10 protein-coding genes are annotated in these 13,698 nt (G+C 55.9%); 8 read left to right on the plus strand and 2 right to left on the minus strand.

What is annotated here, in order from left to right; genetic code table 11:
- Positions 1 to 126 precede the first annotated feature (126 nt).
- Together bglX and VH86_RS16590 are read left to right on the plus strand one after the other, a co-directional pair.
- Positions 127 to 2,424, plus strand: coding sequence for a beta-glucosidase BglX (gene bglX, locus VH86_RS16585; protein WP_045833558.1), 2,298 nt, complete (start codon positions 127 to 129; stop codon positions 2,422 to 2,424).
- Positions 2,425 to 2,644: 220 nt separating this feature from the next.
- On the plus strand, positions 2,645 to 3,508 hold the full coding sequence (locus VH86_RS16590) for an oxygenase MpaB family protein (protein WP_045833565.1): 864 nt from the start codon (positions 2,645 to 2,647) through the stop codon (positions 3,506 to 3,508).
- Positions 3,509 to 3,510: 2 nt separating this feature from the next.
- On the opposite strand, the gene VH86_RS16595 is transcribed toward VH86_RS16590, so the two are convergent.
- The gene (locus VH86_RS16595; RefSeq protein ID WP_231647244.1) at positions 3,511 to 3,915 is read right to left on the minus strand and encodes a hypothetical protein; all 405 of its coding nucleotides are present in this window, start codon (positions 3,913 to 3,915) and stop codon (positions 3,511 to 3,513) included.
- Positions 3,916 to 4,029: 114 nt separating this feature from the next.
- On the opposite strand from VH86_RS16595, the gene VH86_RS16600 reads away from it, so the two are divergent.
- Positions 4,030 to 5,139: a suppressor of fused domain protein gene (locus VH86_RS16600; RefSeq protein WP_038648045.1), complete on the plus strand. Its 1,110-nt coding sequence runs from the start codon at positions 4,030 to 4,032 to the stop codon at positions 5,137 to 5,139.
- A 175-nt stretch (positions 5,140 to 5,314) separates the two neighbouring features.
- On the plus strand, positions 5,315 to 7,210 hold the full coding sequence (locus VH86_RS16605; protein ID WP_045833559.1) for a methyl-accepting chemotaxis protein: 1,896 nt from the start codon (positions 5,315 to 5,317) through the stop codon (positions 7,208 to 7,210).
- A 400-nt stretch (positions 7,211 to 7,610) separates the two neighbouring features.
- Here VH86_RS16605 and VH86_RS16610 read toward each other — a convergent pair whose 3' ends face one another.
- Positions 7,611 to 8,678, minus strand: a complete 1,068-nt coding sequence (locus VH86_RS16610; protein WP_045816662.1) for a LacI family DNA-binding transcriptional regulator — start codon at positions 8,676 to 8,678, stop codon at positions 7,611 to 7,613.
- A 196-nt stretch (positions 8,679 to 8,874) separates the two neighbouring features.
- Between VH86_RS16610 and VH86_RS16615 the strand changes: the two genes are divergently transcribed.
- The 4 genes from VH86_RS16615 (at position 8,875) to idi (ending at position 13,659) form a co-directional block, all read left to right on the plus strand.
- Positions 8,875 to 10,044, plus strand: a complete 1,170-nt coding sequence (locus VH86_RS16615) for a Gfo/Idh/MocA family protein (RefSeq protein WP_045833560.1) — start codon at positions 8,875 to 8,877, stop codon at positions 10,042 to 10,044.
- 10 nt (positions 10,045 to 10,054) lie between these two features.
- Positions 10,055 to 11,119, plus strand: a complete 1,065-nt coding sequence (locus VH86_RS16620) for a Gfo/Idh/MocA family protein (protein WP_045833561.1) — start codon at positions 10,055 to 10,057, stop codon at positions 11,117 to 11,119.
- Between the two features lie 104 nt (positions 11,120 to 11,223).
- The gene (locus tag VH86_RS16625; RefSeq protein ID WP_045833562.1) at positions 11,224 to 12,786 is read left to right on the plus strand and encodes an MFS transporter; all 1,563 of its coding nucleotides are present in this window, start codon (positions 11,224 to 11,226) and stop codon (positions 12,784 to 12,786) included.
- Positions 12,787 to 13,125: 339 nt separating this feature from the next.
- Positions 13,126 to 13,659, plus strand: coding sequence for an isopentenyl-diphosphate Delta-isomerase (idi, locus tag VH86_RS16630; RefSeq protein WP_038648030.1), 534 nt, complete (start codon positions 13,126 to 13,128; stop codon positions 13,657 to 13,659).
- Positions 13,660 to 13,698 lie beyond the last annotated feature (39 nt).

Below are 13,698 nucleotides of genomic sequence, written 5' to 3' on the forward strand. Positions count from 1 at the left end.
TCTACTTTAGCACGCGTCAACGGCATGGTCGCGGTGTGACATCGGTGGCTACCTGCTATCCTGAACTTGTGGCACACTGGCCCGGTTATTTCGATATTGCGCAGTCACTTAAGAGAACCCGACCTGATGAAATGGATTTGCTCTGTTAGCCTCGCTGTTTCCCTTGCCATGCAGCCTGCCTTCGCAGATGACCTGTTTGGCCCCCATCCGATGACTGAACAGGCGCGTGACGCCTTTGTTAACCAGCTGCTCGGCAAAATGACCCTTGATGAAAAAATCGGGCAGATGCGCTTGATTAGCGTGGGGCCAGACACGCCAAAAGAGGCGGTTCGCGACATGATCCAGCACGGTCAGGTTGGCGCAATCTTCAATACCGTCACGCGTCCGGATATTCGCGCGATGCAGGATCAGGTGATGCAACTCAGCCGCCTGAAAATTCCATTGTTCTTCGCCTACGACGTGGTGCACGGTCAGCGTACCATTTTCCCGATCCCGCTCGGCCTCGCAGCCAGCTGGGATCTGGATGCGATCGGGGAAGTCGGCCGCATCTCCGCCTATGAAGCCGCCGATGATGGTCTCAATATGACCTGGGCGCCGATGGTGGATATCACGCGCGAGCCGCGCTGGGGACGCGTGTCTGAAGGCTTCGGAGAAGACACTTTCCTGTCTTCACAAATGGGCAGCGCGATGGTGAAATCCATGCAGGGCAAAAGCGCCGCCGACCGTTATTCGATCATGACCAGCGTGAAGCACTTCGCCGCTTATGGCGCAGTGGAGGGCGGACGTGATTACAACACCGTGGATATGAGCCCACAGCGCCTGTTCCAGGATTATCTGCCACCGTACAAAGCTTCTCTGGATGCGGGCAGCGGCGGCGTGATGGTGGCGCTCAACTCACTGAACGGCACGCCAGCGACGGCGGATGGCTGGTTGCTGAAAGACCTGCTGCGCGGTGAGTGGAAATTTAAAGGCATCACCATCAGCGATCACGGCGCGATCAAAGAGCTGCTGAAGCACGGTGTGGCCAGCGATCCGCAGGATGCGGTGCGTATTGCGCTGAAGTCCGGCATTGATATGAGTATGAGCGATGAGTACTACAGCAAATACCTGCCAGGGCTGGTCAAGAGTGGTGCTGTTACCATGGCAGAGATCGACGATGCAGCGCGTCACGTGCTGAACGTCAAATATGATATGGGCTTGTTTAACGATCCCTACAGCCATTTGGGGCCAAAAGGCAGCGATCCGCAGGACACCAATGCCGAGAGCCGTCTGCATCGTGCCGAAGCGCGTGATGTGGCGCGTAAGAGCATTGTGCTGCTGAAAAACTGGCATGAAACCTTACCGCTGAAAAAAGACGCCACCGTGGCCCTCGTGGGGCCATTGGCCGACAGCCAGCGTGACATTATGGGCAGCTGGTCAGCCGCGGGCGTGGCGAAACAGTCGATTCCGCTGCTGCAGGGCGTGCGCAATGCGATGGCGGGCAAAGGCACCGTGCTGTATGCCAAAGGGGCCAACATCACCGATAACAAAGGTATTCAGGACTTCCTCAACCTCTACGAACAGGCGGTTAGCGTGGATAAACGCTCGCCGCAGGAATTGATTGATGAAGCCGTTGCCCAGGCGAAGAAAGCGGATGTGGTGGTTGCTGCCGTGGGCGAAGCGCAGGGGATGGCGCATGAGGCCTCCAGCCGCAGTGATCTGGTGATTCCGCCAAGCCAGCAAAAACTGCTGGCGGCGCTGAAAGCGACCGGCAAGCCGTTGGTGATTGTGCTGATGAATGGCCGTCCACTGACGGTGGTGAATGAAGATCGTATCGCGGATGCGATGGTAGAAACCTGGTTCAGCGGCACCGAAGGGGGTAATGCGATTGCTGATGTACTGTTTGGCGATTACAACCCATCGGGCAAACTGCCGATGTCCTTCCCGCGCTCCGTGGGCCAGCTGCCGATTTACTACAACCACTTGCCAACCGGGCGTCCGTACAACTTCGCAAAGCCGAACAAGTACACCTCGCATTACTACGATGCGGTGAATGGTCCGCTGTATCCGTTTGGTTACGGTCTGAGCTACACCACTTTCACCGTTTCGCCGGTGAAAATGTCCGCCAAAACCATGCCACGCAATGGATCCGTTGAAGCGAGCGTCACTGTTACCAACACCGGCAAACGTGATGGTGCCACGGTGGTACAGATGTATCTCAACGATCCGGTGGCCAGCATCAGCCGTCCGGTGCAGGAGTTGCGCGGCTTCAAACGCATCATGCTGAAAGCGGGCGAGTCACAGACAGTAAGCTTTAAGATTGATGTGGATGCACTGAAATTCTGGAATCAAAAAATGCAGCATGTCGCCGAGCCGGGCAAATTCAATGTGATGATTGGCCTGGATTCGGTCCGCACGCAAGACGGGCAGTTTGATTATCTGTAAACGTTAGTGCGATTTGGCACAGGGTCAGCAGGAATGCTGTCCCTGTAATGCTATGCTGGCGGGGTGTTGTCAGGTTGACCTAAAAACCGATCTGACAACGCTTTGCTTGCCAGGTTTTGCAGGATTGGCCTGAGTGCTGATCCTGCAATGCTTTGCTTGCCAGATTTTACAGGGTTGGCATTTATGCCTGCTACGTCAATCAGCTCATCATCCAGACACCATGAATCTTCGTAACCGCATCCAGCAGCAAGTCTTTCGCCTGAATGGCCTCGCACTGAACGAATTCGATATCTCGCAACCGTTGGGCGATCCAGGTCTGTTTGGCCCCGATCATGTGATTTGGCGTGTGCACGGCGATTTCCCTTCGATGCTGTGCGGTGGGATTAGCGCACTCATGCTGCAAATGCTGCATCCGGCAGCGCTGGCGGGGGTGTGGGATCACTCTAACTTTCGTCAGGACATGCTGGGCCGTTTACGGCGCACCAGCCAGTTCATCGCTGTCACCACCTTTGGTAACACGCAGGATGCCAACATCCTGATCGAGCGCGTTAAAGCTATCCACCTGCGCGTCACAGGAATTGATAACGCCGGGCAACCTTACGCCGCCAGCGATCCGCATTTACTGACCTGGGTGCACGTGGCGGAAACCAGCCGCTTCCTCGCCGCGCATCTGCGCTATAAAAATCCGCAGCTCTCGCTGGCCGAGCAGGATCGCTATTACGATGAAGCGGCGCTCATCGCCGAAGCGCTGGGCGCGGAAAAGGTACCGAAAACGGTGCAGGCGGTGGACGCTTATCTGCAAGCCATGCGCCCGGAACTGATTTGCGATGAACGCACGCTGGAAGTGATGCAGCTATTAATCAATGCACCGGCCCCAAGCTGGCAGGCGAAACCGGCGATGCGGGTGATGCTAAAAGCCGGGATGGGATTGCTACCGGACTGGGCGCAACAGCAAATTCAGCAGCCGATCAGCCCGTTGACACAGTGGCGCGTGGATAAAGAGATCGCGGTGATTGCCGGTTTGCTGCGCTGGTCAATTCAGCGCGGGGCTTATTCCCGCGCCATGCAACGCATGGGACGCTAACGCTACAAATGCAGCTCGTCCTGCTTTTTGGTGTAGGTGCGCGGTGTGCGGGCTTCACGTTTAAGAGTGAGCTGGCGCTGCTGATAATGATGAAGCAGCATCCCTAATCCCACTCCCAGCAGCGCTAATGGCAACAAGCTGTAGTAAATGTCGATGGGTAACAACACCAAGAGTACCGCACCACCGAGCATGAACGTGAGCGCTGACATCACCCATGTATAGCGAAGAAACAGCCACACCAAAATCGCGAAAATCACGACATCGCGCAGGTTCAAATCGAGGTTTTGCAGCACCATGCTGAGCAGCTCCGCAAGGAGGAATGTGCAGACAATAGCATGCGAGGCGGCAAATGAATCGCGAATTAATTTGAAGTTTGTCAGGGCGTTGTGCTGGCATTCATCAGCCATTCTCACGCTTCCTGACTGCACTTTGAGAGTTTTACCCTTGTGTCACGTGGTGCGAGTGCCGATCCTGCTCTATTCTCAGGGAAAATGGATCCCTCAAGGCTTTGTCGAGGCGTTATGACACACCAACCTCTGATTGCTGAGGTGCCAAATCAGCAAAACACACTCACCGCTATCGTCGAACAGGATGCGCGCACGGCCTACTTTTACATCTGGCCAAACGATCTGTTTCGCAGCCAGTATGCGGTGCGCGGCTGCTGGCTGCGCAATCTGTTGCCTGCCCCGGCGCGTGAAGATCGTGAAGCGATGGAGCAGGGCATTGCGCCACTGCTCAGCGCAGAGTATTGCCGCACCTTAGAAGCCGAGCCGATGCTCGATCCTGCCGGTCTACAGATTCTGTGGGAACCGAGTGATGACGGCGCAGCCCTGTGGTATTACGGCCAACTGCTGGCGGTGATCCCTGGCTGGAGTCTGTATCAGGATAAGCAGGTCAGTTTCTCCGCTGGCTGCATCAAAGAGAATCGCCTGACCGCGCCGCTCGGCTCCGCCTCCACCAATGATTACTATGCTCGCGCCGAGCAGCAGCGGCACTTCTGGCGTGACTGGCACGACGGCCATTTATGGGATGTTGTGCAGCATGAGTTGATGCAGTGCTACCAGGCGCAGTTTGGTGAGTCGGTAAAGTATTACGCCATCGATCAGGGGAGCTGGCCGCCAATGGCCATCTCTCAGCACTGGCACAATGGCGTGTGGGTTTTTCTCACGCTGGGTATGGGGATTCGGCCCATGCCGCAAGTGGATTACCTGTTTGATGAGCTGGCCCCGCAGTACCGCCGTGTTGAGCTGGCGATGGCAGTGGACGGCGAAGTGATGACCGAAGCCAATGCGGTGCAGATGGCCAGCGCGCTAGCGGAATTCGCGCACTTGCCGTGGGCGCGCCTAACGTGGATTGGCGAAGGGCATACGCTGGCATCGGAAGTGGCGCCAGTGGGCTTCGAGAGCTTCCTGCTGGCCAATGGCTTAGCACCGGAAGGTGCCCAGTTCCGACTGCCCAAGCGCGATGGCGATCGGCCGAATCTGCTGTGGGCCACCCCAATCACCGAAGCGGAACGTCAGTTTGCTCAGGCCGACGATCGCGGTGGACAACAGCTGCTGCAGCGTTTGCAGGCAGAAGGTAATGACCATGTATTTCGACCACGTCAGGAAGTGGTGGATCCGCCGCAATAGCCCTCTCTGCGGGCGGTTGCCCGCACGCGACTCAGTAAGCGCAACGTTAGTCACCCGCCTAATGATCACCTAAATCAACTATTTGCATTTTTGTGATCTGGCGCACCTCAAGTTCCCCTGCAACACGCCGTTAACCTGGATCAGGCAACTCGCCAACCAGGGTAAGGGCACATCGATGTTAAAAACTACACAATCTCGTTTTACCGCGACGCTGGTCGCATTTTTCGTGGTGCTGATGCTGGTTACCGTGGTGGTGATCAATCAGTTTGTGGCACCGCAGTTGAGTCAAAACGAAAGCCGATTAGTGCGCTATGAGGTGGATGGCCTGGCGGGACGCATCGTCGAGCAGATGAACCGCGTGCAGGCGCAGCAACGTGCCATTACCGAAGCCGCAGGCGTGATGGATAGCGCGGCCATCGACAACTTGCTGCCTGCGCTGGTGAACCAGTATCAGGACAGCAACGTGTTTGGCGGCGGTATCTGGCCGCTGCCTAATCGTCGCGATCCGGCGAAGGAAAAAGACAGTTCGTTCTTCGCCCGTAACGCCAGCAACCAGTTACAGGTCAACACCTACTGGAACTCCGATGCAGCGGACAAATACTGGGAGCAGCCGTGGTACAAAGACGGTATGGCCGCGGCCAAAGGGCAATGTGCCTGGGCCAAAGCCTATCAGGATGCGGCCAGCCCGCAGCCGCGAACCAACTGTGCGATGGCGATTTATCGTGATGGCACGGTCTGGGGGGTATCAACCATCGACGTAACGCTCGGTTTCTTCAACCAACTGGCGAAACAGATGGGCGACGCCATTCACGGACGTGTGTTGATCGTTGAAGCGGATGGCAAAGTGGTGGGCAACGCCGCACTGCTGGAAGGCGCACCGAAGCTGGAAAATCTCGCGGATACGCAACTGCCGATGGCGGGTGCGCTGAAAGGTCTGCTGAGCCAGGCAGGTAATCAGCCTACGCAAACCACTTTTAAAGGCGAAGATGGCGAGCACACGCTGTTCCTGCAGGCGATTGCCGGTAGCCCGTGGTATCTCGCCAGCGATGTGCCGTCCAGTTTGCTGGATGCGCAAACCCACAGCATGCTGACCCGACTCGGCCTGGTGCAGATCCCGCTGGCGGTGATTCTGCTGCTGGTGCTGCTCGGCTTTGTGCGCGCCATGATGAAACGTCTTAGCCTGCTGAACCGCAATATCGAAGCCCTGTCGACTGGCGGCGCGGATTTAACTCAGCGTCTGCCTGCCAGCAACAGCCCGGAATTTAACGCGGTGGCGCAAAGTTTTAACCAGTTTATTGAGTATCTGCAGGGGTTGATGCGTCAGGTGGGCGACAGCGCACTGGCGATTACCTCCGCCTCACGTGAAATTGCCAGCGGCAACGCCGATCTGTCTGCTCGTACCGAGTCGCAGGCCAGTTCGATTGTTGAAACCGCGGCTTCAATGGAAGAACTGACCGGCACGGTACGCCAGAACGCCGACAATGCCACCCACGCCAATCAGCTGGCGGACGGTGCCTCGCAGGTGGCGGCGCGCGGAACGGATGTGGTGCGTCAGGTGGTCACCACCATGGGGGCGATTAATCACTCATCCCGTAAAGTGGTGGATATCATCAGTGTGATTGACAGCATCGCCTTCCAGACCAATATCCTCGCGCTTAACGCGGCGGTGGAAGCGGCCCGAGCGGGTGAGCAGGGTCGTGGGTTTGCCGTGGTGGCGTCAGAAGTGCGTAATCTGGCGCAACGTTCCGCGAACTCGGCGCGTGAGATTAAGAAGCTGATTGAGGAGTCGGTGGCGAATATCGATACCGGCAGCCAGCTGGTGGAACAAGCCGGACAGACCATGGATGAGCTGATGCAGGGCGTGAGCAGTGTGACCACCCTGATGAGTGAAATCATGTCTGCCAGCCGCGAGCAGAGTATGGGCATCGAGCAGGTTAACCAGGCGATCACCCAGCTGGATGGCAGCACCCAGCAGAACGCCGCACTGGTTGAGCAGGTGTCGGCTGCCGCGCGCGCGATGGAAGAGCAGAGCGTACAGCTGGAGCTGGTGGTGCAGAGCTTTAAGTTGTAAGGCTGGCTGGCTTATAGCAGGCTGCTAAACCACAGGTGATAACGCAATCTGGTGCCGCGCAGGGGCCGACTGTCCTCGCGCCGCTGACGCGGTACCCTCACGTCATTCGTCCGCCTGACGGACCGGCTGGGATGGAACATCCCTGTTCCAGCCCAGCCTTTCGACCGCATCCATGCGGTCTCTCCTGGCAGACTCACTCTGTTCGGCGCTGCGGATTGCCTGCCCCTGCGCGACACCAGCTTGCTTCTGAACTTTTGTGTGGCTTGTTAGAAAAGGCTATGTGTTTCAGGCTTGAATGGATTGGTGACTCAAAGGGTTATTTCAGCGCCGAGGATTTGACGTTGGGTTTGGGTGCGCAGGCACGATGTTCTTATTACGTTCGTTTCTGCTTTGGGTCACCTTACGGAAACGCGTTACGGATCTCCTCACGCGCGGCATGGCGAGTGGCATTCGCCACCGTACCGCGATCCACCAGTTTCCCCTGCAATAGCAGATTGTAAATCGACGACTGCGGACGATTGAGGCGGTTCTGGATCAGTTGGATCGCCTCATAACCCAGCTCGCGACACGGCACCGCAAAGCCGGTGATCGGCATCTCTGGCGATCCTTCCAGCCGGCTGGCTAAATCTGTCGTCATCAGCGAAATATCTTCGGGAATGCGCAAGCCGCGTGACAGCAGTGCATTCTGCACGCCGGTAATAATGCCTTTGCCGCCGGGCAAAATCACATCAGGCCATTGATCGCGTGGGTGTGTATCCAGCCAGTGATTCAGTGCGATCTCGGTGTCCTGCGAGGAGTAAGCTTCGATGACAATCAAATCCTGCTGCGCATTAAACGGCATATGAAAATGGCGATAGGCGTCTTTGATCCCTTCCAGACGCAAAAACAGTGTCTCACGCCGCAGACAGGTGACGGTCAACACCCGGCGGTGGCCTTGTTCAAACAGATGCTGCATAGCGCTGAAACCAATCGCCCGGTGATCGGGGGACACCGCATCCAGCCGCATATCTTTATCACGAGAGTTAATCAGCACACAGGGTTTGCCGAGTGATGCCGCCAGGCTAAAGATCGCTTGGTCATCGGTACCGATGATGATGATGGCGCTGATGTTTTTCGCACTCGCCTTCTCCAGAAACAGCTTCACATCGGCGCGCTGCTCTTCCAGCGGGCAATAGCTGATATGCACATCATGCGATGCGCATGCCTCGGCTATCCCGCGCGTCACCTCATGATAAAAGTGATCGCCGCGTGGCGTGAAGGTGCGTCCCGGCGCAAATACCACAATGTCATTGATCAGCAGACGACCACTCACCATTTCCTGCAAAACGCCCAGTCGACGGGCGCAGTCGACAATCGCCTCACGCGCCTTATCACTGGTGTAGGATTTTCCGCTCAGCACGCGCGAAACGGTACTGACCGAGTAGCCCGTAATTGCTGAAATTTCGTCCATCCTGAGCTTGCCGGCCATAGTGTGATCCCCATCCCAATCATTTTTTGCAAGTTTTTGCAGACGCAGTGGACTGATATTAAGACGGTTTTACATTTGGTTCACAAACTCCTGCATCGCTCTGCGAGCATTCTCACAAAAACAGATTGTCCGGTTAGCAGCGCTTTTTTATGTTCCTCGCAGACACCTCAACAGCGGCCATGAGCGGAGAATTACCATGTTAAAAATTGCCATAGTGGGCATGGGCAACATCGCCAATTCACATATCCAGGCGTTTCTGCAGTTTCCAGAGCGCGGCAAAATTGTCGCGGTGGTGGATATGTATCCCGAAAAAGCGCGGGAGAAATTGCAGCGCTACGGTCTGTACGATGTGCGGGTTTACCACGATCACCGCGAGATGCTGGCCGAGGGCGCGGATATCGACGTGGTCGATGTCTGTACGCCGCCATATGTGCATGCGGAAAACACTATTGCAGCCCTGCAGGCGGGCAAGCATGTGCTGTGCGAAAAACCGATGGCGGCTTCGCTGGAAGAGTGCGATGCCATGATTGCCGCACAAAAAGCCAGCGGAAAAATTCTGTCAGTGGTGGCGCAGAACCGTTTCACTGATGCGTTCTGGCAGTTGAAAGCTGCGGTGGATTCGGGGCTGGCAGGCAAAATTTGCCACGCACAGATCGATTCATTCTGGTGGCGTGGCCATTCTTACTACGACCTGTGGTGGCGCGGCACCTGGGAAAAAGAGGGCGGCGGCTGCACACTTAACCATGCGGTTCATCACATTGATGCTATGCAGTGGATGCTCGGTGCGCCCAGTGAAGTGGTGGCGATGATCGGCAACGTGGCACATGACAACGCCGAAGTGGAAGACCTCAGCGCCGCGATATTCCGCTATCCCAACGGCACGCTGGCGCAGTTGACCGCTTCCGTTGTGCATCACGGTGAAGATCAGAAAATCGTGCTGCAGGGAGAGAACGCGCGCCTGTCGGCTCCGTGGAAAGCGGTCGCCATGCAGGCAGCGGAGAACGGTTTCCCGGAAAAAGAGAACAATCTGGCGCTGGAGCGCGAGCTGGATCGCCTGCATGCCAACACCGCACCTCTCACATGGACGCTGCACGCCGGACAGGTTGATGACTTCTTCTCGGCGATTGAGCAGCAGCGTGCACCGCTGATTGATGGCGAGCAGGGCAAACGCTCGCTGGAACTGATTACCGCCATCTACAAATCGGCTATCACCAAAAGCACCGTCTCGTTACCTATCCCTAAAGATGATGCCTTTTATCGCACCGGCGGGTTGATCGCCCATGCACCGCACTTCTATGAAAAACAGGCTTCGGTCGACAACTTCGCCGATGTCGATGACATCCCATTGGGCAAAAACTTTGCGTGAGGAAACAACCATGAATAAGCAGGATGGCATGAACTACGCGCCGAAAGGCAAACCGCAGCCGGTGGTGCAGCCGGGGGAATTTATCATTGCGGCGGCCGGACTGGATCACGGCCACATTTACGGCATGTGCAATGGTCTGACCGAAGCCGGAGCCACGCTGAAGTGGGTATTTGATCCCGATGCCGCCAAAGTCGATAAGTTTGTGCAGCAATTCCCGCAGGTCCAGATCGCAGACTCGCTGGAGACCATTTTGGCCGATGCGCAGGTGCAGTTGGTGGCAGGCGCGGCGATTCCGTCAGAACGCTGTGCACTGGGGTTGAAAGTGATGGCGGCGGGCAAGGATTACTTCACGGATAAAGCCCCGCTCACCAGCCTGGAACAGCTGGAAGATGCCAAAGCGATGTGCGCTAAAACCGGGCGCAAATATGCGGTGTATTACAGCGAACGTCTGCATGTGGAGAGCGCCGTGTTTGCCGGGCAGTTGGTAGAAAAAGGGGCTATCGGCCAGGTGGTGCAAACCCTTGGCACGGGGCCACACCGTGAAGGCACCGGACGGCCCGACTGGTTCTATCAGCGTCGCTATTTTGGCGGCATCCTGTGTGACATCGGCAGCCATCAAATCGAGCAATTCCTCTACTACACCAGCAACAGCGAAGCCACGGTGGTGGCCAGCCAGGTGCGGAATTTCCGCCATCCTCAACATCCGCAATTTGAAGATTTTGGCGATGCGATGCTGGCAGGCGAGAACGGCGCCACCGGTTACTTCCGCTGCGACTGGTTTACGCCGGACGGCTTATCGACCTGGGGCGATGGGCGCATGACGCTGCTCGGCACTGACGGTTACATCGAGATTCGCAAATACACCGATCTCACGCGTGGCGAGCAGGATGTGGTGTATCTGGTGAACAAAGAGGGCGAGTTTCGCTATGCCGTTTCCGGCGAAGTTGGCTTCCCGTTCTTTGGACAGCTGATTAATGACTGCCTCCATCGTACAGAGCACGCCATGACGCAAGCCCATGCCTTTAAGGCGGCGGAACTCTGTGTCAAAGCGCAGATGTTAGCCAATGCGGGATAGCATCCCGGCCCAATAAGTTGATTTCCAATTCTGTTGATAACAACGGCGGCAGGGCATAGCACCTTGCCGCTATTACATACCCTACCAGAACAGGAATCGGATCGATGGTTAAACCTACAGAACGTCGCGTCGGTTATGGCGTCGCAATCGGCTACGGCCTGACGGATTTATTTGGTGGCGGTGCCTTTGCGGTGATTGGCACCTGGCTGCTGTTTTTCTATACCACCTACTGCGGATTATCGGTGTTTGAAGCGGGCTCGATATTTGCCATCGCCCGCGTCATTGACGCGATATTAAGCCCAATCATGGGCTACATTACCGACAACTTCGGCAACACCTGGCTGGGGCGTAAGTTTGGCCGCCGTCGTTTCTTCCTGCTGATCTCCTCTCCCTTGATGCTGCTGTATGGCGCACTGTGGGTCACGGATATGGGCTACTGGTACTATCTCGGCACCTATCTCACCATCGAGTTGCTGTCAGCGATGGTGCTGGTGCCGTGGGAAACCTTGTCCTCGGAGATGACCAATCGCTTTAGCGAGCGCACACGTCTTTCGGGCGTGCGCCTGATGTTCTCGGCGCTTGGCAGTTTCCTCGCTGTTTCGGTGCCGGGCGTCATCATGACTTATACCGGCAAAGATAATGCGATTACCTATACGCTGACCGGCGTCATCTTCTCGGTGATTTACTGCGTGGCGGTGTTTATTACCTGGCTAACCACCTGGGAGGCCAAAGACATCCAGCCGGAAGAGGATGTAGCGCAACATTCGGCGCGCCAGGGAAGCCTGAAGGCCCACCTAAAGTATCTGTTTGTTGATTTAGCATCGTCTTTTAAAATCAAAGCCTTCCGCCAGCATCTGCTGATCTATATCTGCTCTTTCACCGCGATGGATGCGTTTCTGGCGGTGTTCACCTATTTCGTGATCTATGGCCTGAAGCAGGATGCCTCACTGGCTTCGCTGCTGCTGAGCAACATGATGTTTATGTCGATTCCCGGTACCTTCATTTTCATGATGCTGCTGGGCCGCTTTAATATGACGCCCTCCAACGCGCTACGGATCTCCTACCTGAGTATCGTCGTCATCTTCCTGTTCCTGTTTGCGGTTTATCTGTGGCAATGGCAGGTGCCCACGCTGCTGTTCAGCGCAGTCTTTCTGTTTTTGGGCATCGTACGCGCCGGGCTGTTTTACATCCCGTGGAACATCTACAGCTTTATTCCCGATATTGATGAGATGGTGACCTGTAAGAGACGTGAAGGGATATTTGCTGGTGTCATGGTGTTGACGCGCAAAAGTTCGGTGGCCATCGCCATTTTCATGATTGGCATCGTGCTGCAGGAGAGTGGTTTTGTAAAAGGCAACGGCGCGCAACCAGAAAGCGCCATCCATGCGATTGTCGGGTTGATGGTGTTTGTCACCACGGCTCTGCTGGTGGCGAGCTTCTGGCTGACTTTTAAATTCAAACTGACGCAGCGTAGCCATAAGTTGCTGATCAAAGAGGTGGCGCGCCGCAAACTGGGTGGCACGGCGAGAGGTTGCGATGCTGAAACGCGTGTGGTGATTAAAGATCTCACTGGCTATGAATATGATGAAGTGTGGGGCGCAACCCGTCACACGACTGCCCGCGATACGACGATCGAAGCCGAGCCAAAACTAAAGGGGCGACCTTAGAACGCATGCCTCCCCGTTTGGGATTTTTGCAAATAGGGCTGCCATGTGAGGAATGGCAGCTTTTGCGCGCTTATACCGTTCGAGCTTTTAAAGATGCGATGACGTGAGATGCAAAGGGGCCGGAATGGCGCTCGCAACCGCAGTTCAGCTGATGACTACGACAGCTTTATTCTGCTCAGCGCCGATCAATTTGATTTCTGCCTCCGTCGTCGTTACCGCTTTGTCTGATGACTGCTAAGCTTAAATTTCGCCATTTAAGCGCACGGAATGTGCGCGATTTCCTCAGTTTCGGTCTTTGAGGTTGTGTACAATAGCTGAGAATTATCTGAAGGAGTTGTCATGCCCGCCATTGAAGTTATTCTCGTCGACCACCTCGATCGTCCCACCGGCAAGATGGAAAAGCTGGAAGTACATGAGAAAGGATTGCTGCATCGTGCGGTGACGGTCTACGTGTTCAATTCGCGCCATGAACTGCTATTGCAACGTCGTGCTAACGGTAAATATCATTGTGGCGGCCTGTGGAGCAACACCTGTTGTGGACATCCTTATCCGCAGGAATCGACCCGCGATGCGGCTGAACGTCGCTTGCGTGAAGAGATGGGGATGCAACTGGCACTGACCCCGGTGTTCGAGTTGAGCTACAACCTGCCACTTAGCAATGGGTTGACCGAGCACGAGTACGGTCACGTCTTCTTTGCCATTAGTGATGTTGAGCCGAAACTCAATCCGGAAGAAGCGGATGCGTGGTGTTATCGTTCGGTTGAACAGATTCAGCAGGAGATGCAGGATCAGCCCGAACAATTTACGCCCTGGTTCCTGCACACCTTCCCACGCATTCCCCATACGTTCGGCGATTTCCGCCTGACCGCATAAAAAACGCCCCGTGAAGGGGTAATGCCAGTCAGTTAAGCC

This window comes from Pantoea sp. BL1 (assembly GCF_000963985.1).
Taxonomy (GTDB): domain Bacteria; phylum Pseudomonadota; class Gammaproteobacteria; order Enterobacterales; family Enterobacteriaceae; genus Pantoea; species Pantoea rwandensis_B.

Coding starts and splice junctions, on each gene's coding strand:
- bglX (WP_045833558.1), top strand. CDS start 127: ATGAAATGGATTTGCTCTGTTAGCCTCGCTGTTTCCCTTGCCATGCAG.
- VH86_RS16625 (WP_045833562.1), top strand. CDS start 11,224: ATGGTTAAACCTACAGAACGTCGCGTCGGTTATGGCGTCGCAATCGGC.
- VH86_RS16615 (WP_045833560.1), top strand. CDS start 8,875: ATGTTAAAAATTGCCATAGTGGGCATGGGCAACATCGCCAATTCACAT.
- VH86_RS16620 (WP_045833561.1), top strand. CDS start 10,055: ATGAATAAGCAGGATGGCATGAACTACGCGCCGAAAGGCAAACCGCAG.
- VH86_RS16600 (WP_038648045.1), top strand. CDS start 4,030: ATGACACACCAACCTCTGATTGCTGAGGTGCCAAATCAGCAAAACACA.
- idi (WP_038648030.1), top strand. CDS start 13,126: ATGCCCGCCATTGAAGTTATTCTCGTCGACCACCTCGATCGTCCCACC.
- VH86_RS16610 (WP_045816662.1), bottom strand. CDS start 8,678: ATGGCCGGCAAGCTCAGGATGGACGAAATTTCAGCAATTACGGGCTAC.
- VH86_RS16595 (WP_231647244.1), bottom strand. CDS start 3,915: ATGGCTGATGAATGCCAGCACAACGCCCTGACAAACTTCAAATTAATT.
- VH86_RS16590 (WP_045833565.1), top strand. CDS start 2,645: ATGAATCTTCGTAACCGCATCCAGCAGCAAGTCTTTCGCCTGAATGGC.
- VH86_RS16605 (WP_045833559.1), top strand. CDS start 5,315: ATGTTAAAAACTACACAATCTCGTTTTACCGCGACGCTGGTCGCATTT.